The sequence below is a fragment of the Oerskovia sp. NPDC057915 genome (assembly GCF_042887685.1).
GTDB lineage: Bacteria > Actinomycetota > Actinomycetes > Actinomycetales > Cellulomonadaceae > Oerskovia.
In genome coordinates this window covers 76,727-99,720 of the sequence record NZ_JBHVOS010000012.1, presented here as the reverse complement: position 1 = coordinate 99,720, position 22,994 = coordinate 76,727, and the positions used below count along the sequence as shown (strand labels likewise).

General features: G+C 72.9%; 23 protein-coding genes and 1 riboswitch. Of the genes, 11 read left to right on the top strand and 12 right to left on the bottom strand.

Annotated elements, in window-relative coordinates:
* Nucleotides 1-43 precede the first annotated feature (43 nt).
* From ACFVQ3_RS10025 to ACFVQ3_RS10015, 3 genes are all read left to right on the top strand, one after another.
* Nucleotides 44-727 (top strand): TetR/AcrR family transcriptional regulator, encoded by a 684-nt coding sequence (locus ACFVQ3_RS10025; protein ID WP_387638199.1) that lies wholly within the window; start codon nt 44-46, stop codon nt 725-727.
* Nucleotides 724-912: a hypothetical protein gene (locus ACFVQ3_RS10020; RefSeq protein WP_205307688.1), complete on the top strand. Its 189-nt coding sequence runs from the start codon at nt 724-726 to the stop codon at nt 910-912. Before ACFVQ3_RS10025 ends, ACFVQ3_RS10020 begins: the two co-directional genes overlap by 4 nt.
* A gap of 191 nt (nt 913-1,103) precedes the next feature.
* Nucleotides 1,104-1,376 (top strand): hypothetical protein, encoded by a 273-nt coding sequence (locus tag ACFVQ3_RS10015; RefSeq protein ID WP_387638196.1) that lies wholly within the window; start codon nt 1,104-1,106, stop codon nt 1,374-1,376.
* A 60-nt stretch (nt 1,377-1,436) separates the two neighbouring features.
* On the opposite strand, the gene ACFVQ3_RS10010 is transcribed toward ACFVQ3_RS10015, so the two are convergent.
* The 7 genes from ACFVQ3_RS10010 to ACFVQ3_RS09980 form a co-directional block, all read right to left on the bottom strand.
* Nucleotides 1,437-2,282 carry an ABC transporter ATP-binding protein gene (locus tag ACFVQ3_RS10010; RefSeq protein WP_387638193.1) on the bottom strand — a complete coding sequence of 282 codons (846 nt, stop codon included), beginning with the start codon at nt 2,280-2,282 and terminating at the stop codon, nt 1,437-1,439.
* Nucleotides 2,279-3,361 (bottom strand): FecCD family ABC transporter permease, encoded by a 1,083-nt coding sequence (locus tag ACFVQ3_RS10005; RefSeq protein WP_387638190.1) that lies wholly within the window; start codon nt 3,359-3,361, stop codon nt 2,279-2,281. Before ACFVQ3_RS10005 ends, ACFVQ3_RS10010 begins: the two co-directional genes overlap by 4 nt.
* Complete coding sequence (locus ACFVQ3_RS10000; RefSeq protein ID WP_387638187.1) at nt 3,358-4,494, bottom strand: FecCD family ABC transporter permease; 1,137 nt, start codon at nt 4,492-4,494, stop codon at nt 3,358-3,360. The genes ACFVQ3_RS10005 and ACFVQ3_RS10000 overlap by 4 nt, the downstream gene beginning before the upstream one ends.
* Nucleotides 4,494-5,516, bottom strand: a complete 1,023-nt coding sequence (locus tag ACFVQ3_RS09995; RefSeq protein WP_387638185.1) for an ABC transporter substrate-binding protein — start codon at nt 5,514-5,516, stop codon at nt 4,494-4,496. Before ACFVQ3_RS09995 ends, ACFVQ3_RS10000 begins: the two co-directional genes overlap by 1 nt.
* Before the next feature lie 131 nt (nt 5,517-5,647).
* Nucleotides 5,648-6,442, bottom strand: a complete 795-nt coding sequence (locus ACFVQ3_RS09990; protein ID WP_387638182.1) for a helix-turn-helix domain-containing protein — start codon at nt 6,440-6,442, stop codon at nt 5,648-5,650.
* 132 nt (nt 6,443-6,574) lie between these two features.
* Nucleotides 6,575-9,208 (bottom strand): polynucleotide kinase-phosphatase, encoded by a 2,634-nt coding sequence (locus ACFVQ3_RS09985; protein ID WP_387638179.1) that lies wholly within the window; start codon nt 9,206-9,208, stop codon nt 6,575-6,577.
* Complete coding sequence (locus tag ACFVQ3_RS09980; protein WP_387638177.1) at nt 9,205-10,716, bottom strand: 3' terminal RNA ribose 2'-O-methyltransferase Hen1; 1,512 nt, start codon at nt 10,714-10,716, stop codon at nt 9,205-9,207. The genes ACFVQ3_RS09985 and ACFVQ3_RS09980 overlap by 4 nt, the downstream gene beginning before the upstream one ends.
* 108 nt (nt 10,717-10,824) lie before the next feature.
* On the opposite strand from ACFVQ3_RS09980, the gene ACFVQ3_RS09975 reads away from it, so the two are divergent.
* From ACFVQ3_RS09975 to ACFVQ3_RS09960, 4 genes are all read left to right on the top strand, one after another.
* Nucleotides 10,825-12,009: a class I SAM-dependent methyltransferase gene (locus ACFVQ3_RS09975; RefSeq protein WP_387638174.1), complete on the top strand. Its 1,185-nt coding sequence runs from the start codon at nt 10,825-10,827 to the stop codon at nt 12,007-12,009.
* Nucleotides 12,010-12,101: 92 nt separating this feature from the next.
* Nucleotides 12,102-12,407 carry a hypothetical protein gene (locus ACFVQ3_RS09970; protein ID WP_387638171.1) on the top strand — a complete coding sequence of 102 codons (306 nt, stop codon included), beginning with the start codon at nt 12,102-12,104 and terminating at the stop codon, nt 12,405-12,407.
* Between the two features lie 64 nt (nt 12,408-12,471).
* Complete coding sequence (locus ACFVQ3_RS09965) at nt 12,472-13,023, top strand: GNAT family N-acetyltransferase (protein WP_387638168.1); 552 nt, start codon at nt 12,472-12,474, stop codon at nt 13,021-13,023.
* A 39-nt stretch (nt 13,024-13,062) separates the two neighbouring features.
* Entirely contained in the window at nt 13,063-13,710 is a 648-nt protein-coding gene (locus ACFVQ3_RS09960) for a DUF1684 domain-containing protein (protein ID WP_387638165.1), read from the top strand.
* Between the two features lie 103 nt (nt 13,711-13,813).
* Here the strand turns inward: ACFVQ3_RS09960 and ACFVQ3_RS09955 are convergent, their stop codons facing one another.
* A complete protein-coding gene (locus ACFVQ3_RS09955; RefSeq protein ID WP_387638162.1) occupies nt 13,814-14,398 on the bottom strand; it encodes a hypothetical protein in 585 nt (194 codons plus the stop codon).
* 168 nt (nt 14,399-14,566) lie between these two features.
* Here ACFVQ3_RS09955 and ACFVQ3_RS09950 point away from each other — a divergent pair, with 168 nt between their 5' ends.
* The 3 genes from ACFVQ3_RS09950 to ACFVQ3_RS09940 all read left to right on the top strand — a co-directional run bounded on the left by ACFVQ3_RS09950 (nt 14,567) and on the right by ACFVQ3_RS09940 (nt 17,103).
* Nucleotides 14,567-15,346, top strand: coding sequence for a helix-turn-helix domain-containing protein (locus tag ACFVQ3_RS09950; protein WP_387638160.1), 780 nt, complete (start codon nt 14,567-14,569; stop codon nt 15,344-15,346).
* 118 nt (nt 15,347-15,464) lie between these two features.
* Nucleotides 15,465-15,590, top strand: a riboswitch (FMN riboswitch).
* Between the two features lie 174 nt (nt 15,591-15,764).
* The gene (gene pnuC / locus ACFVQ3_RS09945; protein ID WP_387638158.1) at nt 15,765-16,496 is read left to right on the top strand and encodes a nicotinamide riboside transporter PnuC; all 732 of its coding nucleotides are present in this window, start codon (nt 15,765-15,767) and stop codon (nt 16,494-16,496) included.
* 184 nt (nt 16,497-16,680) lie between these two features.
* Nucleotides 16,681-17,103 (top strand): VOC family protein, encoded by a 423-nt coding sequence (locus ACFVQ3_RS09940; protein WP_387638156.1) that lies wholly within the window; start codon nt 16,681-16,683, stop codon nt 17,101-17,103.
* Nucleotides 17,104-17,151: 48 nt separating this feature from the next.
* Here ACFVQ3_RS09940 and ACFVQ3_RS09935 read toward each other — a convergent pair whose 3' ends face one another.
* The 4 genes from ACFVQ3_RS09935 to ACFVQ3_RS09920 form a co-directional block, all read right to left on the bottom strand.
* Nucleotides 17,152-18,012, bottom strand: coding sequence for a ribokinase (locus ACFVQ3_RS09935; protein ID WP_387638153.1), 861 nt, complete (start codon nt 18,010-18,012; stop codon nt 17,152-17,154).
* Nucleotides 18,013-18,036: 24 nt separating this feature from the next.
* Nucleotides 18,037-18,828, bottom strand: coding sequence for a GntR family transcriptional regulator (locus tag ACFVQ3_RS09930; protein ID WP_191797447.1), 792 nt, complete (start codon nt 18,826-18,828; stop codon nt 18,037-18,039).
* A gap of 131 nt (nt 18,829-18,959) precedes the next feature.
* Nucleotides 18,960-19,934 carry a nucleoside hydrolase gene (locus tag ACFVQ3_RS09925; protein WP_387638151.1) on the bottom strand — a complete coding sequence of 325 codons (975 nt, stop codon included), beginning with the start codon at nt 19,932-19,934 and terminating at the stop codon, nt 18,960-18,962.
* Between the two features lie 59 nt (nt 19,935-19,993).
* Nucleotides 19,994-21,433 carry an MFS transporter gene (locus ACFVQ3_RS09920; protein WP_387638148.1) on the bottom strand — a complete coding sequence of 480 codons (1,440 nt, stop codon included), beginning with the start codon at nt 21,431-21,433 and terminating at the stop codon, nt 19,994-19,996.
* 206 nt (nt 21,434-21,639) lie between these two features.
* Between ACFVQ3_RS09920 and ACFVQ3_RS09915 the strand changes: the two genes are divergently transcribed.
* On the top strand, nt 21,640-22,875 hold the full coding sequence (locus ACFVQ3_RS09915) for an acyl-CoA dehydrogenase family protein (protein WP_387638145.1): 1,236 nt from the start codon (nt 21,640-21,642) through the stop codon (nt 22,873-22,875).
* Nucleotides 22,876-22,994 lie beyond the last annotated feature (119 nt).

Below are 22,994 nucleotides of genomic sequence, written 5' to 3'. Positions count from 1 at the left end.
TTCGACAAGAGGCGTCCCATGAGATGGCGGCTACGCTGAGCACGTGACAGCAAGCGACACCGCCGCCGCACCGGGCGAGGCGAGCGACGGCGCTCCGCACGACGCCCCCGCCACGGGCGCGCGCGCCCGGACACGGCGAGCGATCCTCGACGCCGCGGTCTCGGTGCTCAGCTCGAACGCTGCGGCGTCGCTCGGTGAGGTCGCCCAGGCCGCGCAGGTCGGACGCAGCACGCTGCACCGTTACTTCCCCGAGCGTGCCGACCTGATGCGCGCCGTCGGTGACGAGGCCCTCGACCGCACGCGCGCCGCGATCCGCGCCGCACGGCTCGACGACGGCGCCCCCGCCGCCGCGCTGCGCCGCCTCGTGATCGAGTACTTCGACCTGGGCCCCTGGTACATGCTGCTGTTCGCCGACCCGCTGCTCGCCGACGACGAGGCGTTCTGGCAGGAGAGCGACACCGCCGAGGCCCCCGTCCGCGACCTGTTCGCTCGCGGGCAGCAGGACGGCGTGTTCGACCGGACCCTCACGATCTCGTGGGACCAGCGCACCGTCTGGTGGACGCTGTTCAACGCCTGGTCGGTCATGACCGAGGACTGCACCTCGCGCAGCGACGCGCTGCGCATGGCAGTCCGCAGCATCGAGGGCGTCGTGCTCGCACCCTCCACGCAGTCCCCCGCCTCACCCCCCGCCCTGGCGCACCGCACCGAGAAGTCGAGGACCACATGAAGAACGTCCGCTGGGCGAGCCTGCTGACCGTGCTCGGCTGCGTCGTCGTGGGGCTGGTGAGCCTGTTCTCGCTGCTCAGAGGGCGCACCTGGGCCTGGTTCCCGCTGCTCGTCGCCGTGGCGGTAGGCTTCCGCGAGATCCGCTACCTGCAGCGCATCGACCACCAGCGCAACGCCCCGCGCTGACCCCGGAACCCCGGCTCAGGGGCGTCCCGGAAGGGATGTCCCCCATCCGACGGGCGCCCGTCATCCTCCGGGAGGACGAGACCCCCGCCGAGGATGGTTCGGAGGGCCGATGTGCCCGCACCCCCGCCCCGAAGAGACTGGTGGCACGCCCCGCGACAGCGAGGGCGGCCAACTTTCCTGGGGAGGAAGCCATGACCACGCAGGTCACGACCTCGACGCCGATCCGCGTCGCACTCCGCGGCCACGACACGACGGCCCGCCGCGCGCGCTCGTCGGCTCGCCCTGCGGGTTCCTCCCCCACCTCGCGGCCCGACGGCGGAGCGCCCCACCCGCAGGAACGTCGCCCCGGCGCGTCGTCGGACCCGTCCGAGCGCGCGAACGGCTGGCTCGTCGCCGGCTCGGTCCTCGTGGCCATCGCGTTGTTCTCGGCGCTTGCGCTGAGCTCGTTCTCGACGCTGGGCTGACCTCCGACACACATCTGCCAGGACGAGCGTGACCTGGAGGTCACGCTCGTCCTGGCACGTTCAGTCCTGCGCGGCCGTGCCGAGCGGGACCACCAACGGGCTGCCCACGGCAGGGTCCGGGACGACCATGCACTCCAGGCCGAAGACCTCCCGGACGAGCTCGACCGTCACGATGTCTCGCGGCGGCCCTTCCGCCACGACCCGCCCGTCCTTCATCGCGATGACGTGCGTCGCGTACCGGGCGGCGTGGTTCAGGTCGTGCAGGACGGCGACGAGGGTGCGTCCCTCACGGTGCAGACGGCGGAACAGCTCCAGCAGCTCGATCTGGTGGGCGATGTCGAGGAAGGTCGTCGGCTCGTCGAGGAGCAGGATCGGCGTCTCCTGCGCGAGGGCCATGGCGACCCACACCCGCTGCCGCTGGCCACCCGAGAGCTCGTCGACGGGCCGTGCGGACAGCTCTGTCGTGCTCGTCGCGGCGAGGGCCGACGCCACGGCACGCGCGTCCTGCGGCGACCACTGCCGGATGATCCCCTGGTGCGGGTAGCGCCCCCGCGAGACGAGATCGGCGACGACGATGCCGTCGGGCGCGAGCGAGGTCTGCGGGAGCAGCCCCACCTCCCGGGCGAACACCTTCGCGGGCATCGCCTGGATGGCGCGCCCGTCGAGCACCACGCTCCCCGACGCCGGCCTGAGCAACCGCGCGAGGCCGCGCAGCAGGGTGGACTTGCCGCACGCGTTGGGCCCGACGATGACGGTGAAGGAGCCGTCGGGGATGCGGACGTCCAGCTCCTCGGAGACGACGTGCCGGTCGTAGCCGATCGTCACACCGTCGGCGTGCAGGCGGGCAGGGGCGAGGGATGCGGTGTCGAGCACGAGAGAGAGGTCCTCCTGAGGAAGGGTGGTCATCGGCGCCTGGTCTCGCGGACGAGGAGCCACACGAAGTACAGGCCGCCGACGGAGACGGTCACGATGCCGACGGGGAGCTGCATCGGAGCGAACAGCCGCTGGCCGAGGAAGTCGCTCGCGACGAGCAGCACGGCGCCTGTCGCCCCAGCGGCGACGAGGCCGACGCCCGCCGAGCGGGTCAGGCGACGGGCGATCTGGGGCGCGACGAGCGCGATGAACGCGATGGGTCCGGCCGACGCGGTGACGAGGGCGACCAGCGCGACCCCGAGGACGACGGCCACCAGGCGCACGGTGGTGGGCCGCGCCCCGAGGGAACCGGCTGCGTCGTCGCCGACCTCGAGCACCCGCAGCGCAGGGGCGAGCACCAGCACCGGGACCAGCAACACCCCGAGGACGACGAGGACGGGGACGAGCGTGTCGACCGTGAGGCCGTTGAGGGATCCGCTGCCCCACACCGCGGCGGTCAGCTGCTCGCCCGGGGCCGCCTTGAGCATGAGGTACGTGTTCAGCGCCGCGAGCAACGCCGAGACGCCGATCCCGACGATGATGAGCCGGAACGTCTGCACACCGCGGCGGTAGGCGAGCAGGAACACCGCGAGCGCCGTGAGGACGCCTCCCGTCAGCGCACCGACGGCGACAGCGACGTACCCGCCCCCGGTGACGAGCAGCACGACCAGGGCGCCGGTGTAGGAGCCCGACGAGAACCCGATGACGTCGGGCGACCCCAGCGGGTTGCGGGTGATGGACTGGAACACCGCGCCGCTCACGCCGAGCGCCAGCCCGAACAGCGCAGCCAGCAGTGCTCGCGGAAGCCGCCACTCGCGCACCACGAGCACGGTCCCCTCGTCGGCCGTCCCGAGCAGCCCCGCGACGACGTCGGCCAGCGGGAGGTCGTACGTGCCCGTCGAGATCGAGAACAGGATCCCCACGACGGCCAGGGCGACGAGCACGAGGACGACGAGCACCGCGCGCAGCGACGCCCTCAAGGACCAGCGTTCCCCGTGCACCGCGAGCATCCGGTGCCCGAGGTCGACGTCCGTCTCCACGCCCACGGGCGGGACCTCGGTGCGCGCGCTCACAGCCCGCTCGCCTTCGTGCGGCGGGCGAGGGCGATGAGCACCGGCGCGCCGACCGCGGCGGTCACGATGCCGACCTCGAGCTCCTGCGGTGCGAGCAGGACGCGTCCGAGCACGTCCGAGGCGAGGAGCAGCAGGGCCGCACCGAACGCCGAGAACGGGATGATCCAGCGCTGGTCGGGCCCGGTGAACCACCGGACGACGTGCGGCACCATGAGCCCGACGAAACCGACCGGTCCGGCGGCGGCGGTCGCGGCCCCCGCCAGGAGCGTCACCGCGACGATCACGAGCACGCGTGTCCGGACGACGTTCGCGCCGAGCGAGCGCGCCTGGTCGTCGCCGAGCGAGATGGCGTTGAGGGGGCGCGCGGACACGAGCCCGAGCAGCAGGCCGAGCGCGATGGGGATCGCCACGACCTCCAGGGTGGAGCGCCCCCTGCCGGCGAGAGAACCCGCGCTCCAGCGCAGCATGTCGTCGAAGCTGTCCGGGTTGAGCATGGTGATGCCGGACGAGAAGCCGCCCAGGAGGGCCCCGAGCGCGACGCCGATGAGGGTCAGGCGCACCGGGGTCGCGCCGACGGACCCGACCGACCCGAGCACGTAGACGAGGACGGTGACCACGATCGCGCCACCGAACGCGAACCACAGGTACTGGGAGAGGGCCGTCACCCCGAAGAACGCGACACCGACGACGACGGCGAAGCTCGCCCCTGCGCCGACGCCGAGGATGCCGGTGTCTGCGAGGGGGTTCCGCGTCAGCGCCTGGATCAGGGCGCCCGCGACGCCCAGCGCTGCCCCGACGAGCAGGGCGAGGAGGGCGCGCGGCACGCGCATCTCGTGCACGATGTACGAGGCCTCGCTGCCGTCGGCGTGCCACAGCACCTGCCAGACCTCGGTGAACCCGAGGCCGCGGGCACCGACCCACAGGCTCAGCAGGAACACCGCGACCAGGAGGGCCAGGGTGCCGACGAGGAACAGCCCCCTGGTCAGCGCCACGGCCGTCGCAGGGACGGTGGGACCGGAGACGGGGCCGGTCGCATCCGGTCCCGGAGGAGCGGCGCGGTCGGCGCCGACGCGCACCAGGTCCGGCTCGGGCCGGGTGGTGCGCGTCAGCTCTGCGGTGGGCAGGTCGTCCATCAGGCCTGGGCGTCGATCGCGGCCTGCACCTGTCCGAGCAGCGCGTCGAGGTCGTCGAGGTTCTGCAGGGCCCAGCCGAAGGAGCCTGTGGGCCCCAGCTCGATGTACTCGAACACCAGGCCGCTCTGGACGGCCGGGAGGTTCTGCCAGATGGTGTTGGCGTCGAGCGTCGCGCGCTGCTCCGCGGAGACGCCGTTGCGCATGAAGATGACGTCGGCGTTAGCGATGCGTCCGAGCTCCTCGTACGAGAACCACTGGGGGAAGCCGTCCTCGGTGATCTCGTCGTCCTGCTGCTCGCGGAACGTGGCACCGAGGTCGCGCAGGATGGGCGTCAGGAAGTGCGTGTCGGCGTAGGTGCCCCACTCGTCGGGCTCCGGGCCGAACACGGTCACCGCGTAGTCGCCGAGGAGCACGGGGTACTTCGCCGCGATCGCGTCACGCTTGGCCTCGTAGTCGTCGACCAGGGGCTGCATCTCGGCCGTCTTGTCCAGGATCGTCGCGAGCTCCGTCGCGCGGGTCCGCCACGCCTCCCCGTCCCGCGCGTTGAAGGTGATGATCGGGGCGATCTTCTCGATCTCGGCGCGCAGGGGGTCGTCGAGCGGCAGGAAGTCCTGCGTCGCGAGGACGACGTCCGGGTCGGCCTTCACGATGGCCTCGAGGTTGAGCTCGTAGTACTCGCCGATCGACTCGGCGTCGGAGTCGCGGATCGCCTCGGAGTACTCGAGCGGGATGCCGGCGCCCTCGGTGTCGGTGAAGTAGCTGTTGACGACCCCGACGGGTGTGACACCGAGGTCCAGCAGGACAGCAGGGGTGTAGAAGTCGACCGAGACGATGCGTTCGACGGTCTCGGGCAGCTCGACGGGGCCGAACTCGCTCTCGTAGACGCGGGTCCCCTCCTTCCCCTCGGCAGGTGAGGCCGCACCGCTGCAGGCAGCGAGGGCGAGGACGGCGGCTGAGGCCGCCAGGGCACCGAGAGTGCGCCGCACGCTGCGGGTCGCGGGCACGGGGGCAAGGGAAGACATGGGACTCCTGTCGGGCACGAGAATGCCCGACGCAGGTCCGTCAGGCACTAGTTAGGGTTGCCTGGCCTAACGTAGCCGACCGGGTGTGCCGGATTGAGGACGTCGGATACCGCTTTCGGTACCACCGCACCTCAGCCAGGAGCCGCTGCGGTCTGCTCACCCCGCGCATATTCGGCCGGTGTCCGGCCGGTGAGCGCCCGGAAGTGCTCGATGAAGGTCGAGGGGTTGCGATAGCCGATCTTGCGCGAAACGGACACGATCGAGCTCCCGACCGTCAGCTCCCGGACCGCGAGCTGGAGTCGCGCGAGGATCCGCCACTGCGTGAACGTCATGCCCGTCTCCGCCTCGAACTGGCGTGCCAGCGTGCGCTCGTGCAGGCCGCACTCGTAGGCCCAGGCCGCGGTGGTGCGCTTGTCCGCGGGATCGGCCAGGACGGCGCTGGCGACCATGTGCAGGTGCGGGCTCCGTGGCATCCGCAGGTCGAACGACTCCTGCGGCGCGGGCACGAGGAGGTCCAGGATGACGCGCTGCAGCCGCATCCGAGCGTCGTCGTCGAGATGGCGCTGCAGGTTGTGCGCGAGCAGCACCCGCAGCGGCTCGATCATCGCGACCCCGGTCACCGTGCGCGGCATCGCGTGCACGTTGGGCTCGGCGTCGACGAAGTAGGTCGCGCGCACCTGCGCACCGCGCTCCGCGGAGGCCGTGTGCACGGTGCCCGCGGGCACCCACACTGCCAGCGAGGGCGGGATGGCCCACATCCGACCCTCGGCCTCGAGCCGCGCCATGCCACCGTCCGACCAGAGCAGCTCGTGCTCGTCGTGCCGGTGCTGCGGCCACGTCACAGGATCGTCGACGTCGTAGGTGAGCGTGGTGAGCAGGTAGCCGTGCGGGATGCGCTCGACATCGGTCTCGACGGTCTCGCTCACGAGGGCCCTCCGGTGCGGGGAGGGCGAGCGCTGCGACGCGGAGCGGGCATCGGCCCATCGTAGCCAGGCGACACCCGGGCACATCTGTCAGGACGAGCGTGACCTGGAGGTCACGCTCGTCCTGGCACGTCGCTACAGCCGCGGGTCGACCGGCTCCGACTCGAGCGCCAGGACCGCGAAGACGGCCTCGTGGACCCGCCACAGCGGCTCGCCCGCGACCACGCGCTCGACCGCCTCGAGACCCAGCGCGTACTCGCGCAGCGCGAGCGACTGCTTGCGCCCCAGCGACCGGACCCGGAGCCGCTCCAGGTGGTGCGCCTGGGTGTACTCGGGGCCGTAGATGATCCGCAGGTACTCGCGGCCGCGGACCTTGAGCCCCGGCTGGACGAGCCCCTTGGGGCCGCGCACCAGGTTCGCGAGCGGCTTGACGACCATGCCCTCGCCGCCCGCGTCGGTCATCTCCTCCCACCACCGGACACCCTGCTCGCGCGAGGCGTCGTCGTCGAGGTCGACGACGAGCCGACGCGTCGGACGGAACAGGACAGGGTCGACCTCGACGAGCCGGTCGGCGATGCCCAGGTGCCACAGGTGGTCACGGGTCGCGTAGGTGGCACCCGCCCTCTCGCCGGCCGCGCTCGTCCCGCTCGCGAGCACCTGGAACGGTGCGAGCTGCACGCCGTCGAGGCCGTCGACCGGCCAGCGGTAGCGCCGGTACGCCTGCGTGTACCGCTCGGCGTCCTCGGCGCGCGACGCCGTGCGCGCCCGCAGGTCCGCGACCTCGACACCACGTGCCACGGCCGCGTCGAGCGCCGCGAGCGCCGCGGGCATGACGGCCCGGGCCGCAGCCCCGACGCTCGCGTACTGGTCGCGGATGAGCTGGTCGGCCTTCGCGGACCAGGGCAGGATCTCGGCGTCGAGCAGGACCCAGTCGGCACCGAGCTCGTCCCACACCCCGGCCCCGTCGAGGGCCTTCGCGACGTGCTCGAGGAGAGCCTGCGCCGTCGGGCCGGAGAAGAGGGGGCGACCCGTGCGCGTGTGCGCGACGCCGCGCCCGCCCGGCTGCACGTCGACCCCGAAGCGCCGGGCCGAGGCCCCGTACGCCTCGCGGCACACGAGGACCACGGCGCGCGAGCCCATGTGCTTCTCCTCGCACACGACCTGCCCGACGGCGTCGCCCGCGTACGCCACGAACGCGTCCTCGGGGTGCTCGAGGAAGCCGGGGCGCTGCGACGTCGCGACCGGGCTCATGGTCGGCGGCAGGTACAGCAGCGCGCGCGGGTCGGTCGCGAACCGGCTCATGACCTCCAGGGCGCCGGCGGCGTTCTCCTCGGGGATCGTGATGCGTCCGCGCGTACCCGTGACGACCGACCGGCGGCCGAGCACGTCGGTCACGTCGAGGACGTCGGGGTCTCGCTGCGGGCGCGCGGCCTCGCCGCCCTCGTCGGCCCCCGCCTCGGGCAGGAACGGGCGTGCCGGCTCGTAGTAGACCTGGGCCGCGGGCACCGAGACGAGCTCCTTCTCCGGGTAGCGCAGCGCCGACAGCTTCCCGCCGAACACGACGCCCGTGTCGAGGCACATCGTGTTGTTGACCCACTCGGCCTCGGGCGTGGGGGTGTGCCCGTAGAGCACCATGGCCCGGCCGCGGTACTCGTTCGCCCACGGGTAGCGCACGGGCAGCCCGAACTCGTCGGTCTCCCCCGTCGTGTCGCCGTAGAGCGCGAAGCTGCGCACCCGGCCCGACGCGCGCCCGTGGTACGACTCCTTGAGGCCCGCGTGCGCGACGACGAGCCGCCCGCCGTCGAGCACGAGGTGCGAGACGAGGTCGCGGCAGAACGTCTCGACGTCCTTGCGGAACTCCTCGGTCTCCTCGGCGAGCTGCGCGAGCGTCGTCTCCAGGCCGTGGCTGACGGTCACGTTGCGTCCCGAGAGGGCGCGCACGAGCTTGTGCTCGTGGTTGCCGGGGACCGCGAGCGCGTGCCCCGCCCGGACCATGCCCATGACGAGCCGCAGGACGCCCGGGGAGTCGGGCCCGCGGTCGACGAGGTCGCCCAGGAAGATCGCACGTCGCCCCTCGGGGTGGGCGGCGTCGACCGGGCGGCCGGCGCCGTCGCGCACGACGACGTACCCGAGCTCGGCGAGCAGCGTCTCGAGCTCGGCGCGGCAGCCGTGCACGTCGCCGATCGCGTCGAACGGCCCGGTCTCGGCCCGCAGGTCGTTGAGGAGCGGCTCGCGGGAGATCGTGGCGGCCGCGATCTCGTCGACGCCGCGCAGCACGTGGACCTTGCGGAAGCCCTCTCGGTTCAGGGACTTGAGCGACGAGCGCAGCGCCTGGCGCTGACGCTTGACGACGTGGTCGCCGAAGTCGCGGTCGGGGCGGGACCTGTTGCGCTCGATCGCGACGGACTCGGGCACGTCGAGCACGATCGCGACGGGCAGGACGTCGTGCGCCCGCGCGAGCGCGACGAGGTCCTTGCGCGCCGCGGACTGGACGTTGGTCGCGTCGACGACCGTCAGGTGCCCGGCCTCCAGGCGCTTGCTCACGATCGTCCCGAGCACCTCGAACGCCGCGGCCGTCGCCGACTGGTCGTTGACGTCGCCCGAGACGAGTCCCCGGCAGAAGTCCGACGAGACGGCCTCGAAGGGGGCGAAGCGTTCGCGCGCGAACGTCGACTTCCCGGACCCGGAAACCCCGACGAGCACCACGAGCGAGAGCTCGGGGACGGGCAGGACGCGCGGTTCCGCGCTGGTCACGTGCTGCTCGGTCATGCCCCTGCCTCCGTCGATCGTACGAACAGCGCCATCTGCGTCGGCGACCCGAGCGCTCCCGGCCCCACGTCCTGCGGCCCGACGTCGCGGAACGTCACGGCGTACCCGTGGCGGTGCGCGACGCCGTCGGCCCAGGCCTGGAGCTCTGCCCGCGTCCACTCGAACCGGTGGTCCGTGTGCCGGTGCCCGTGCTCCCCCAGGGACGGGTACAGCGCGTTGTACTCGACGTTGGGCGTCGTCACGACGACGGTCCCCGGCCGCGCCTCGGCGAACACGACCCGTTCGAGCGCTCCGAGGCGCGGCGGGTCGACGTGCTCGATCACCTCCATGAGCACCGCGGCGTCGAAACCCGCGATCCGCTCGTCGCGGTACGTGAGCGAGGACTGCACGAGCCGCACGCGCTCGCGCTCGGTGTCGCTCGCGTCCTCCAGCCGCAGCCGGCTCGCGGCCTTCTCGAGCTCGCGCGCGGCGACGTCCGTGCCGAGCACGCGTACGAAGCGGCGGTCCGCGGCGAGCAGCCGCAGGAGCGCGCCCTCGCCGCACCCGAGGTCGACGACGCTGCGCGCCCCGACCTCGTGCAGGGCCGCGACCACGGCCTCGGCGCGCTGCCGGGCGAGCGTGGGTGCCTTCTCCTGCCCGACGGCGCCGCTCCCCTCGGCGCCCTGGCCCGCGGGAGCGTCGAGCGCCTGGGCGGCGCCCTCCACGGGGGCGTCCTCAGGAGCCGCGCCGCCGTCGAGAGTCACGAGCCGGTCGGTCGCGTCCTCGACGTACCGGCGCTGGTGCGCGAGGTAGCGGCGCATGATCTGGTCGCGCTCGGGATGGTCGGCGAGCCACCCCTCGCCCGCGCGCAGCAGCTTGTCGACCTCGTCGCCCGTGACCCAGTAGTGCTTGGCGTCGTCGAGCACGGGCAGCAGGACGTAGAGGTGGTGCAGGGCGTCGGCGAGACGGACCGTACCTCTCAGGCGCAGGTCGACGTAGCGCGAGTCGCCCCACTCGGGCACGGTCGGGTCGAGCGGCTCGGGCGCCGCCTCGACGGTCCAGCCCAGGGGCTCGAACAGCCGCTCGGCGAGCGCCGCGCCGCCCCGGCAGGGCAGCGCGGGGACGTGGATCTCGAGCGGGACCGGGCCGTCCGCGAGCGCCTGCCGGGAGTCGCAGCGTCCGGTCATCGCGGTGCGGAACACGGCCCCGAGCGCGACCGCGAGCATCGAGGAGGCTGCGTAGGGGCGGTCGTTGACGTACTGGGCCAGGGAGAAGGCGTCGCGCCCGCCGAACCGCTTGTTGCGCACGATCCCCACGGGGTCGACCTCGAGCAGCAGCGCGACCGTGCACCGGGCCGCGTCGGCCTCGGGGTAGAAGACGTGCGCGGTGCCGACGGGCAGGTCGAACGACTGGGCCCGCGCGGGGTGCTTGTGCAGCAGGTACCCGAGGTCGGTCGCGTCCGTCAGAGGGGCTCCGTGCTCGACGGACCCGGCCGGCGCGCCGGCGGTCGTCGTGAGGGTGACCAGCATGCTGTGCATGCTCCCACGGGGACGCAACGGATTTACGCTGGAGGTGGTCCGTGCGTCCGCGCGTCGACGACGACCGCGAGCGCCGCGTCCTCGACGGACGGAGCAGTCATGTCCACGACACCACAGGTCCCTGTCAGCACCCCCAGCACCCCAGGCACCTCCGGCGGCTCGACGGGCGAGAGCCCGGGAGCCGAGGAGTTCGCGGAGCGGTTGTTCGCCTCGGCGCTCGGCGCGCTCGACGTCTTCTCGGTCTACCTGGGCGACCGGCTGGGCTGGTACCGGTCGCTCGCGGCCGACGGCCCCGCGACCTCGGCCGAGCTCGCGGCCCGGACGGGGACGCAGGAGAGGTACGCGCGCGAGTGGCTGGAAGGCCAGGCGGTCGCGGGGATCCTCACGCTCGCGGCGCCCGACGCACCTGGCCCCACGGAGGGCGAGGCTCCGCCGTCGGGCATGCACGACGGCGCCCGGCGCCGCTACGCCCTGCCGCCCGGCCCCGCCGAGGTCCTGACCGACCAGCACAGCCTCGCGTACGTGACACCGCTGCCCCGGCTGTTCGCGGCCGTGGGGCGCACGTTCGACGAGCTCCTCGACGCGTACCGCGACGGCGGCGGGGTGTCGTGGGGGCGCCTCGGGGCCGACGCGCGCGAGGCGCAGGCGGACCTCAACCGCCCGTGGTTCGAGCACGAGCTCGCAGGGGCCCTCGGTCGGGTCCCGGACCTGCACGCGGTCCTGTCGCGGCCCACCGCGCGCGTCGCCGACGTGGGCTGCGGGGCGGGGTGGTCGACCGTCGCGCTCGCGCGCGCCTACCCGCAGGCCCGGCTCGACGGGTACGACGTCGACGGCCCCTCGGTCGCCATGGCCCGCGCGAACGCGCAGGCCGCGGGCGTCGCCGACCGCGTGGCGTTCCACGTCGCGGACGCCGCGACCCTGCCACCCGACGTGCCGCTCGACGCGGCCTTCGCGTTCGAGTGCACGCATGACATGCCGCGCCCGGTCGAGGTCCTGTCCGCGGTCCGGCGAGCCGTCCTGCCCGACGGCGCCGTGGTCGTCATGGACGAGGCCGTCGCCGAGGAGTTCGCCGCGCCGGGCGACGAGGTGGAACGGCTCATGTACGGGTTCAGCCAGTTCGTGTGCCTGCCGGACGGGCTGTCGTCCTCGCCGTCGGTCGGCACCGGCACGGTCATGCGGCCCGCGACGCTCGAGCGGTACGCGCTCGACGCCGGGTTCGGACGCGTCGAGGTCCTGCCGATCGAGGGGTTCAGCTTCTTCCGGTTCTACCGGCTGCACCACTGAGCGCCCCGCCCGCGCCCGGGCGCCCCTCGGCAGCGGGCCGCTCCCCTAGGCTGTGCTCCGCGGCACCACCCGGGGGCCAGGGGGAGACGACGATGGCCAGGAAGAACAGCGCGGCGCCGGACGAGCCGATGACACCGGGACTGTGGTCGTTCGTCCTGAGCACGCTGGTCGCCGCGCTGACGATCGTCGCGATGGTCGTGGCCCTGTTCCTCGACTTCCCGGACGCGGTGGTCTTCACGTTCCTCGGTCTGTTCGCCCTCGGCCTGCTGGCGTCGTTGGTCCTCGACGTCGTCGAGGCGGTCAGGCACCACGCGGGTGCGTGGGGCGTCCTGTGGGCCGGGGTGAGCTCGCCGTTCCGGTACACGTTCGGGTGGCTCAGGCTCCTGCCGACCTTCTAGGCCGGGGCCGCGGGGGCACGGTGCAAGCTCGGCGCTCATGGCTCGCTCCACTATGTTCGGTTCCGTGACCCCAGCGCCTGACCTCGTCGACCTACGTCCTGGGCGCCAGGACGACCTCGAACAGTGCTTGGGGGTGTGGATCGAGGCGAGTGCCGCCCGCGACGGACGACAGGTCGACGGTGTCGCTGCTCGCGCCCGCGGGAAGTTCGACCGGACCATCGCGTGGACGGTCGCGGCGGACCGCGGAGGCGACGTCGTCGGGTTCGCCGTGGGAACACCGCCGGGCAGCGGCCTGGCGAGCGACCCACCGGGTGCCGCGGTGCTCGGCCTGCTCGCGGTCGCTCCCCGCGCCCAGGGGGCGGGCCTCGGCCGCCGGCTACTCCGGGACGTCACCGGACTGCTGGTTCGAGAGGGCTACTCCCGCGCCGTGCTTCACGTCCTGGCGGACAACGCCGGGGCGGTGAGCCTCTACGAGCGGGACGGCTGGGTCCCGTGGGGGGATCCGGTCGAGCACTCCCTGCTGCGACGCGACTCGCAGACCTACGTGCGCGACCTGACGCTAGCGGTCCACCACGACGTGGCGGGCACCTCGACCCCGTCGGGCCCTCGCGCCTGAGAGGGTGCCGGTGGGCCTCCCGCCTGGCACCCTGGCCAGATGATCTCCGAGCTGCACGTCGTCGACTGGCGCCGTCGCGTCCAGCACCTGTACGCCCACGTCCGCGACCTGGCCGTCGAGGACCCTGCGGCCGCGCACGAGTACTGGGTCGCGTCGCGCGACGACCTCCTGGCGGAGCACCCGGCGTCGCCGGTCCTGCCCGAGGACCGGCCCGCCTTCACCGGGGTGCCGGTCGGCCCGTACGACGCGTCGCTGCGCTTCGAGGTGCCGCTCGTGCCCGACCCTGCGCGCGGCACCCCCGACGCCGCCCGGCTCGACGTCCCCACGGGTACGGACGGCGTGGTCCCGTTCGAGCGCGTCGGGCACCTCGACCTCCCGGCACTGGGGTCGCTCGACGTGTGGGCGTTGCGCTCGTACGGCGGCGGGTTGTTCGTCCCGGTCAAGGACCGGTCGCCCATGACGTACGGCGGCGGGCGGTACCTGCTGGACACGATCAAGGGCGCGGATCTGGGGCCTGCGTCGTCGCGTCCGGGGCCCGACGGCGACGCGCCCCTGGTCGTCGACCTCAACTTCGCGTACAACCCGTCGTGCGCGTACGACCCGGCGTGGGCGTGCCCGCTCGCACCGCCGGGGAACACGCTCGCGGTCGAGCTGGCGTGCGGCGAGCTGATACGGCCCAAGGGGTAGCGGCCAACCACCCGCCGAGGTAGACCCGTGCGGCCGAGGTAGACCCCCAGGAGGTCTACCTCGCGCGCGCGGGTCTACCTCGGCGACCGCAGGTCGGTGCAGCTCAGTGGAGCAGCGTCTTCAGCCCGATGATGACCAGCCCGAACGCCGCCGCGACGGCCGTCTCCGCGGTCAGCGCCCAGCCTCGCACCCCCGCCCGGTGCGCCGCGAGGTGCCCGACCACCCCCAGCATCAGCACCGTGAACCACAGCGCGATCAGCGCGGAGTCCGTGACGCCCAGCCCGAACAGCCTCCCCACCAGGAAGACCGCGAGCGCCGGCACCCCGCCGATCAGCACCCACACCTCCTCGGACGTCGCGAGCCTCAGCCGCTCGGTGATGGTGTGGTCGGAGTCGCGGAAGCGGCCGCCGATCGCGGACACGTACACGTGCGCGGCCCAGTACCCGACGAGCACGCCCGCGACCGCGAGGATCACGAAGTCGCTCGAGGCGTCGTGCGTGCTGGAGACCGCGAGCATGAACCCCGACACCACGGCCCCGTACAGGAAGTCCGCGGGGCCGCCGCGAGCGAACCGGTCGCTCAGGGCGTCCCGTTGGGCGTGGTGGTCGGCACCCTTCCACGAGTGCTGCGCGCCCTCGACGCGTCCCTCGTCAGGTCCGCCCGTCGCGGCCTCGTCGCCGTCCGTCATGCGCGTCGCCTCCCGGTCGTGCCGTCTGCCGCCGCCTCTCTCGTCACTGTAGCGACGCCGTCGGGCCCACCGCGCGGCGACCACCCGGCGACCACCTGACGAACGCAGCACGCCCACCGTCCCCCCGCCGCGCCTCCCCTGCCACAGGTGCGGTGTAGCGTCCCGTCCATGAGTGCCGCACGAAGCAACACGCACGCGCAGGCGGTGGACGCGGCGATCGAGCTGTTCACCCGCAAGGGCTACGAGCAGACGACCGTCGAGGACATCGCCGACGCCGCACAGATCAGCCGGGCCACGTTCTTCCGCCGCTTCCGCTCCAAGGAGGACGTGGTCTTCGCGGACCACGAGCTGCTGCTCGACGCGGTCGTGGTCCTGCTCGGCGAGACCCGTCCCGCGGCGCGCGGCGTGAGCCCCGAAGAGCTCGAGAACGTCGACCCGTACGTCGAGGTGTGCAGGGCGGCGCGGCTCGTGTTCGACCATCACGTGGGCCAGCGCGAGACGTCGGTCGCGCGGCACCGCCTCCTGCAGGACGTGCCCGCGCTGCGCGACCGCGAGCTCGTGACGACGCACCGCTACGAGCGCGCGTTCACGTCCTACCTGCGCGACTCGCTGCCCGCGGACACCCGCAACTCGACCGCGTCGGTCGCGTTCGCGGCGTCGGTCGTCGCGGTGCACAACGCGATCCTGCGCCGTTGGCTGCGCGACCCCGACCAGGACCTGCGCCCCGAGCTCGAGGAGGCGTTCGCGGACCTGCGCCGCGCGGCCCGCAACCCCTCCGGCCCGACGACGGAGCCCACCACCGCGGCCACGTCACCCGCACGCGGCCCGGGCGAGGGCGTCGCACGGACCGGTGACGCACCGGCCCGCCGCGTGGTCGTGACCGTGCTCGACGCCGACGCCGACCCCGACGAGGTCGCGCGTGCGGTCCGTGACGCGCTGAGTGCGTGACTCGGCCGCGACTCGCCGGGCGTGTCGCCGCCGAACCATGCACTCAGCGCCGCACCGACGGGGCCCGGGAATGCGCGGGTAGCATCAGAGGTTGCAGCACACAGCAAGCAGTACGCACGAACGTGCTCCGGGGTCGGTGCAATTCCGAGCCGGCGGTGACAGTCCGCGACCCGCGCCCACGCGCGGTTGACCTGGTGGAACTCCAGGACCGACGGTGAAAGTCCGGATGGGAGGAAGCACGTGCGGCGCGGCCGTCCCGGCCGGGTCGGGCACGACGATCCGTCGAGCCCACCCGTGACCAGCGGGACCGGTCTCGTCGTGGTGAGCGACGCCGTCGGGCAGCCCGGTACGGGCACCCCGACCCGCCGCCCGCCCTCACCCCGGAGCCGCCGTGCCCGGGACGACGAGGAAACACCCCATGGACCTGATCCACGCGCTCTTCGACGCGCAGCTCACGATCGGCGACCAGCACCTGCTGTGGCGCGAGATCGTGGGCAACGGGTTCGGGCTGGCGTCCGCGCTCGGCGGCATGCGCCGCAAGATCTGGGCCTGGCCCGTGGGGATCGTCGGGAACCTCCTGCTGCTCACGGTGTTCCTGGGCGCGGTGTTCGCGACGCCCAACCCCGTCAACCTGCTCGGCCAGGCCGGACGGCAGGTCATGTTCGTCGTCGTGTCCGTGTACGGGTGGGTGCAGTGGCGCCGGACGCGCGACCGCCTCGGTGTCGCCGACGCCGACAGCCACGGCGTCGCCGTCGAGCCCCGGTGGGCGACGTGGCGCCAGCGCGTCTTCCTGGTCGTCGCGCTCGTCGCCGGGACCGCGCTGCTGACACCGATCTTCCGCGCGCTGGAGTCCTACGAGCCCGTGTGGGCCGACGCGTGGATCTTCATGGGCTCGCTGCTCGCGACGTACGGCATGGCCAAGGGCTGGGTCGAGTTCTGGCTGATCTGGGTCGCGGTCGACATCGTGGGCGTCCCCCTGCTGATCGACGCAGGCTTCTACGCGTCCGCGTTCATGTACGTGTTCTACGGGGCGTTCACGCTCGTCGGGTTCTTCGTGTGGTGGCGCGTCGACCGTCGCTCGAAGGCCCTGCTCCTCGCGGGCGCCTCGCCCGCCGACGCCCCCACCGCCGCACCCGGCGGGCAGGCCTGACGTCCCCTCTTGCGTCCCGGTCGTCCGGGCGGACACTGGAAGGTGCGCCCCTCCTCACGCGGGGCGCACCACGTCCGGGCCGCTCAGGTCCGATGGCAGGCCGTGACCGGCGGCGACGAGGCGACAGGACGCGACGACGCGGCTCCGCGGCGACGTTGACGATGCGACGGAGAAGGCGACACCCATGACGACTCGACTCAACCCGTACCTGAACTTCCGGGACGACGCCCGTGCGGCGATCGAGTTCTACCGCGACGTGTTCGGCGGCGAGCTGACGATCAGCACGTTCGCGGACTTCCAGGCCGCCGACGACCCGGCCGACGCGGACAAGGTCATGCACTCCCAGCTCGAGGCGCCGAACGGCCTGGTGCTCATGGCCGCCGACACCCCGAGCTCGATGGAGTACTCGCCCGGCTCCAGCATCTCGGTGTCGCTGAGCGGGGAGCAGGCCGACGACGGCGAGCTGCGCGGCTACTGGGACAGGCTGTCGTCGAGCGGGACCGTGACCGTGCCGCTCGAGGTCGCGCCGTGGGGCGACGCGTTCGGCATGTGCGTCGACCGGTTCGGCGTGAGCTGGCTCGTCAACATCGCGGCGGCGCGGGGCTGAGGCCGGGCGCGCCGGGCGCCGGTCCTGGCCCTGCACCGTCCGGTCGCCTCACCCTGCGGACGTGCGGCGGCGGTAGTCGTCCCACGACTGCAAGGGCGGCTGTGACGCCTCGTGCGAGACGGCGTCGGACCCGACGGCCGCTGCGAGGCGCAGCGACTGGTCCGCGGGCAGGCCCGCAGCGAGGGAGAGCGTCAGTGCGGCGCAGAAGGCGTCCCCCGCCCCGACGCTGTTCACGACCTCGGTGCGGTAGGCCGGTACACGGAGCGTCTCCACGCCGTGCTCCACCAGGGCCGCCCCGTCGCCGCCGTAGGTGACCACCACCCGTCGCGCCGACGCCACCTCCGGCATCGCCGCGTACTCGGTCTCGTTGACGATCACGAGGTCCGCACGGTCGATCAGCTCGCTGGGCAGCGAGCGGGCCGGCGCGGCGTTGAGCGCGACGTAGCCGGGGAAGGCGCTCGCTGCTGCGACGACGACGTCGAGCGGGATCTCGAGCTGCGCGAGGAGGACGTCGGAACCGCCGAACCCCGACGACGGCAGCCGGACGTCACCGTTCGCTCCCGCGCAGACCGCGATCTGGTTCTCGCCCGCGGCGTCGACCACGATGAGCGCAGTCCCCGTGGGGGCGCTGACGCGCGCGACGTCGTCGGTCCCCACCCCTGCCTCCGCGAGCGCCGCGACGAGGCCCTGCCCGGCGCTGTCCGTGCCCACCGCCCCGACCATGCGGGTGGGCGCCCCGAGCCGGGCCGCCGCGACGGCCTGGTTCGCGCCCTTGCCTCCCGGCTGGGCGGACAGCACGCCGTCGCCGATCGTCTCTCCGGGCCCGGGGAGACGATCGGTACGGGCCGTGACGTCATGGTTGATGCTGCCGAGGACGAGGATCCGGGGCAACGCGGTTGCGGTCGGCACGAGGGCTCCTTCGAAGGGTGGGGGTCAGGCAGAGGACGTCTGGACGATCGCGAGCGGCCCCGCCGCGGGCGACACGACGACCTTGGCGAGGTAGGCGGGGGTGCCCGAGAGCTGGGCGGTCTGGGTCAGGACGAGCACGGGGTCCTTGGCCTTGAGCCCGAGGAGCTGCCCTCGGGTGGCTCCGACCGTCCCGACCGCGACGTCGCACTCGGCCGCCTCGAAGACGGGGCCGAGGTCCGCGACCATGAGCCGCAGCAACGTCCCCTCCTGCTCGGCGTAGCCCTCGACGCGCGCTGCGAGCTCTCGGGACACGTCGGAGAGGTAGCGGCCGGCCGGGAGGTGCTCCTGGATGATCGCGACCGGGTCGGTCCCTCGATACGCGACCGACTCCCGGAACCACATGTTCGCGGCGGCGTCCACGTCCAGCTTTCGCGACGTGAAGTCGGTCGTGGGCTGCAGGCCGAACTCGTGGGTCGCGATGCGCACGGGCTCGTCGAACGTCGACAGGACCTGCTCGAACGTCCGCAGACGCTCCAGGCCGACGCTCGGCAGCCTGTTGACGACCGTCCGTCCGACACCTCGGCGCGTCACGATCAGGCCGTCCTCCTCGAGCAGCATGAGGGCCTCCCGGACGACGGTCCGGCTCACGCCGAGCATCGTCCCGAGCTCGGTCTCGCTCGGGAGCAGCGAGCCGAGCGTGAACTCGGAGGACCGGATGGCGTCCGCGAGCCGTGAGTAGACCGCGACGCGAAGAGGTTGTCCAGGGGCCGCCGTGACCGGTCGCGCGAAGGCCTCGGGGGTGTCGGTCGTGGTCATGGTGTCCTTCCAGCGGCAGGAGTCGGCGTCCTCGCCAGGTTAGTGGTGCGCGGACGTGCCGAGCCCGTGCGGGGTACCGGCTCGTGCGTGCGCGGCCCCGCCGGGCCACGCACGCACGTGGTGCCGTGCGCTCAGGCGGACACGCGCGCGTGCTGGAGCAGTCGGTCGACGAGGTGCGGGGCGAGCGGCTCGCTCGTCGAGAGCACGACCCGGACCCGTGCTCCCGGGTGGTCGACCTGGCCGAGCCGTTGTCCGCGCAGGTCGCAGAGGGTCTGCCCGCGGCCGGGCCCGCCGGTCGCGTCGACCACGACCGGCACGCGAGGGGCCGACGACGGGAGGACGCCCCCGACGGCGACGGCGGCCGCGAGCGGGTCGTGCAGGGCGGACGCGCGCCGACCGAGCTCGGGGACGTGAAAGTCGAAGTAGACGTCGAGGATGCGTCCGACGGTCTCCACGAACAGGTCGCCCGACGTGAGCAGCGCCCGCCGGTGCTCTTCCTCGAACGTGTTCTCCATGGTGACGTCCAGCGGCACGAGCGTGACGTCCCACGGGGCCGCGAGCACGAGGGCCGCGGCCTCCGGGTCCCCCGCGACGTTCGCCTCGGCCACCGCGCTGACGTTCCCGGGGACCAGCGCGGCCCCGCCCATGATCGTCACCTCGCGCACCATGCCGGGCAGCGCCGGCTCGAGCTCGAGAGCCTTCGCCAGGTTGGTCAGCGGGCCGACGGCGACGATCCGTAGACGGCCCTCGTGGGCCCGGGCCAGCTCCACGAGAAAGGCGGCGGCGTCCTGCCCCTCGACCTGGCGTTGCGCCCGCGGGAGGTCGACGTCACCGACCCCGTTGTGCCCGTGGATGTGCGGGACCCCTCCGCCGTAGGTGCTCGTCAGCCGGTCGTGGGCACCGAGCGCGACGGGGACGTCCGGACGCCCGGCAAGGTCCAGGAGGTCGAGCGTGTTGCGGGCGGCCTGGGCCGCGGCGACGTTCCCGCTCACGGTGCCGACGCCGACGAGGTCGATCTCCGGCGAGGCCAGCAGGTAGGCCAGGGCGAGGGTGTCGTCGACGCCCGTGTCGCAGTCCAGGTAGAGGGGTTGGCGAGAGGGGGTCATGAGTTCTCCGGTCGGGGGGATCGTTGGGTCGGGAACGCGGTGGGACGCGGTGCGGACGATCATGCGGGCGCGTCCGCCTCGGGGCGAGGGGCGATGAACCACGACGCGACCAGCGCGAGGGCCGTGATGCCGACCGAGATCCACAGGCCGGTCGTGTACCCGGCGCTCGTGCCGCGCGCGATGAAGGGGGCGACGACACCGATGCCGATGCTCGCGCCGAGCCCGAAGGAGGCGCCGTTCAGCCCGGGGAGCGCGGACGGGGCCTCCCTCGGCGAGAGGAGGACGCCCAGACCGTTGACGGTCGTCAGGACCAGGCCGTTGTAGCTGAGGCCCAGGACGGCGACCATCGCGGCGACGACCCACGGGTTGAAGGTCAGCGTCGCGACGACCGCGAGCACCACGAGGCTGATGGTCATCCCGACACGCAGCACCTTGATCCACCCGAAGCGGCCCGCGAGCCAGCCCGCCACGGGCGCGGTCACGACCCCGATGAGTGCTGCCGGCATGAGGTAGATCAGGGCCGAGCGGGAAGCGGTCATCTCGAAACCGGGTGCCCCGCCCTGGCTCAGGAGGACGACGCTGAAGTTGATCACGGCGAAGATCCCGGCGAGCGCGAGCGTCGTCGTCGCGATCAGCGGCCACACCTGGCGCGAGCGCAGGTGCTGCACCGCGATGAGCGGGGACGCGTGACGCTTCTCGAGGCGCCAGAAGATGACGAGGGCGACCGCCGTGACGGCCAGGAACGCGAGCGCCACGGGCGACAGCCAACCGAGCGCCGACCCCTGCGAGACGAAGTACGTCATGCCGATCAGGCCGACGGACAGCGCGGCGGCGCCGGCCCAGTCCATCGACCCCTTCTCGGCACGCGGGGGGTCGATCTTGGGCACCACCGCCAGGACACCGACGAGGCCCACGAGACCCACGATGAGCACCACGAGGAAGATCGACCGGTAGCCGTAGGCGTCGGTCAGCAGCCCACCGACCCAGCCGTCGATGCCTCCGACGCCCCCGTTGACCGCGGTGATGATGCCGAGCGTGACGCCGAAGACCTTCACGGCCATCGCCTCGCTGAGGATCACGTAGGCGAGCTGGAACGTCGCGGCCGAGGCGCCCTGCAGGACACGTCCGACGAGGAGGACGGGAAGGCTCGGGGCGAACAGGCACAGCAGTGTGCCCACGGCCAGCACGCACAGGACGATGACGAGCACACGCCGCCGACCGATGAAGTCGGCCCATCGTGCCAGGACCATGCCGGCGACCGATCCTGCGAGGAAGAAGAGCGAGGACACCTGCGCGATCTGGCTCGCCGAGACGCCGAGCTCGACCGCCATGTGCGGGAGGGCCGGGGTCACCATGCTCGCGTTGAGCTGGAAGGCCAGGACGCCCAGCAGCAGGACCGCGACGAGCGCCACCGCCTTGCGTCCGGTGATCGGGACTCCCCCGGAGGGGGTCAGGTCCTGGGCGCTGCGTTGCGCGCCGGCCGTTCGTACTTCAGTCACGAGAACTCCTTCGTCTGCGACCGGTCGTCGGCACCGTAGCCGACGACGAGGGGTTGTATAACAAGTGACGCCGACGTTATACCTCTCTGCCAGACAGGTCAAGGACGCCTCCGCTGATACCCCGTCTCTTGACCTGAGACGCAATATCACGCACCATGGGGGCATCGCCCGACACCGACGTCCGGCCCGAGCCCGGGAGCACACCCATGACGATCGAGAACCCCGTCCGCCGCAACGTGACCGAGCCGGACTACGACCTCTCGCAGCCCCTCGACATCGACTACGCCGACGCGTTCTCGGACGCGACCCCCGCCGACCGCGACCTCCAGCAGCGGGTCCGCACGTTCGTCCAGGACGAGGTCCTGCCCGTGATCGACGGGTACTGGGAGCGCGCCGAGGTCCCGTTCGGCCTCGCCAAGCGCATGGGCGAGCTCGACTTCCTGCGCGACGGCGTCGACGTCCCCGGCGCCCCCTCGATCAGCCTCATGGGCGCGGGCCTCGCCGAGATGGAGATGTCGCGCGGCGACGGGTCGGTCGCCACGATCTGCGGCGTCCAGGGCGGCCTCGCGCTGCGCTCGATCCAGCTCCTCGGCTCGGACGAGCAGAAGGCCGAGTGGCTCGGCCCGCTCGCACGCGGCGAGAAGCTCGGCGCGTTCGCGCTGACCGAGCCCACGCACGGCTCCGACTCGGTCTCGCTCGAGACCACGGCCCGCCGCGAGACGCGAGACGGTGTCGAGGGCTGGGTCATCGACGGCGAGAAGAAGTGGATCGGCTTCGGGTCGTGCGGCGACATCACGGTCCTGTGGGCGCGCTCGACCGAGGACCAGCAGGTCCACGGGTTCCTCGTCCCCCAGGACACCCCGGGCTACGCGGCCACGACGATCGAGGGCAAGGTCTCGCTGCGCGCGATCTGGCAGGCCCACATCGTCCTGACCGACGTGTTCGTCCCGGCCTCTGCCGTGCTCCCGGGCGGGCGGTCGTTCAAGGACACCGCGCGCGTGCTCCAGGCGACGCGCCTCGGGGTGGCGTGGTCCGCCGTCGGGCATGCGACCGCGTGCTACGAGACCGCCGTCGCCTACGCGAAGCAGCGCGTGCAGTTCGGCCGCCCGCTCGCCGCGAACCAGATGGTCCAGGAGCGCCTGACCCGCATGCTCTCGACCCTCACGCAGATGCAGCTCCTCGTCGCGCAGATGACGCGCCTCGACGAGGCGGGCACGCTGAGCGGCCCGCAGGCGTCGATCGCCAAGTACACGTGCACGCGCGGCGCCCGTGAGATCGCGGCGAGCGCGCGCGACATGCTGGGCGGCAACGGCATCCTGCTCGCGAACCGCGTCGCGCGGCACTTCGCGGACGTCGAGGCCCTGCACACGTACGAGGGGACCGAGAGCGTCCAGGCCCTCATCGTCGGCCGCGACATCACGGGCGTCTCCGCGTTCGTGTAGCCCCTCACCGGCGGCGCTCCCCCGTACCGGGAGCGCCGCGACTCCCGCGCGCGGCCCCACGGCCGCTCGCCCACGTTCCGCCCGGCGCCGTACCGGACCTCCTCGTTCACCTGACAAGC

Coding starts and splice junctions, on each gene's coding strand:
- ACFVQ3_RS10020 (WP_205307688.1), top strand. CDS start 724: ATGAAGAACGTCCGCTGGGCGAGCCTGCTGACCGTGCTCGGCTGCGTC.
- pnuC (WP_387638158.1), top strand. CDS start 15,765: ATGGACCTGATCCACGCGCTCTTCGACGCGCAGCTCACGATCGGCGAC.
- ACFVQ3_RS09960 (WP_387638165.1), top strand. CDS start 13,063: ATGATCTCCGAGCTGCACGTCGTCGACTGGCGCCGTCGCGTCCAGCAC.
- ACFVQ3_RS09995 (WP_387638185.1), bottom strand. CDS start 5,516: ATGTCTTCCCTTGCCCCCGTGCCCGCGACCCGCAGCGTGCGGCGCACT.
- ACFVQ3_RS09955 (WP_387638162.1), bottom strand. CDS start 14,398: ATGACGGACGGCGACGAGGCCGCGACGGGCGGACCTGACGAGGGACGC.
- ACFVQ3_RS10015 (WP_387638196.1), top strand. CDS start 1,104: ATGACCACGCAGGTCACGACCTCGACGCCGATCCGCGTCGCACTCCGC.
- ACFVQ3_RS09915 (WP_387638145.1), top strand. CDS start 21,640: ATGACGATCGAGAACCCCGTCCGCCGCAACGTGACCGAGCCGGACTAC.
- ACFVQ3_RS09980 (WP_387638177.1), bottom strand. CDS start 10,716: ATGCTGGTCACCCTCACGACGACCGCCGGCGCGCCGGCCGGGTCCGTC.
- ACFVQ3_RS09950 (WP_387638160.1), top strand. CDS start 14,567: ATGAGTGCCGCACGAAGCAACACGCACGCGCAGGCGGTGGACGCGGCG.
- ACFVQ3_RS10000 (WP_387638187.1), bottom strand. CDS start 4,494: ATGGACGACCTGCCCACCGCAGAGCTGACGCGCACCACCCGGCCCGAG.
- ACFVQ3_RS10010 (WP_387638193.1), bottom strand. CDS start 2,282: ATGACCACCCTTCCTCAGGAGGACCTCTCTCTCGTGCTCGACACCGCA.
- ACFVQ3_RS09970 (WP_387638171.1), top strand. CDS start 12,102: ATGGCCAGGAAGAACAGCGCGGCGCCGGACGAGCCGATGACACCGGGA.
- ACFVQ3_RS09975 (WP_387638174.1), top strand. CDS start 10,825: ATGTCCACGACACCACAGGTCCCTGTCAGCACCCCCAGCACCCCAGGC.
- ACFVQ3_RS09930 (WP_191797447.1), bottom strand. CDS start 18,828: ATGACCACGACCGACACCCCCGAGGCCTTCGCGCGACCGGTCACGGCG.
- ACFVQ3_RS09925 (WP_387638151.1), bottom strand. CDS start 19,934: ATGACCCCCTCTCGCCAACCCCTCTACCTGGACTGCGACACGGGCGTC.
- ACFVQ3_RS09940 (WP_387638156.1), top strand. CDS start 16,681: ATGACGACTCGACTCAACCCGTACCTGAACTTCCGGGACGACGCCCGT.
- ACFVQ3_RS09985 (WP_387638179.1), bottom strand. CDS start 9,208: ATGACCGAGCAGCACGTGACCAGCGCGGAACCGCGCGTCCTGCCCGTC.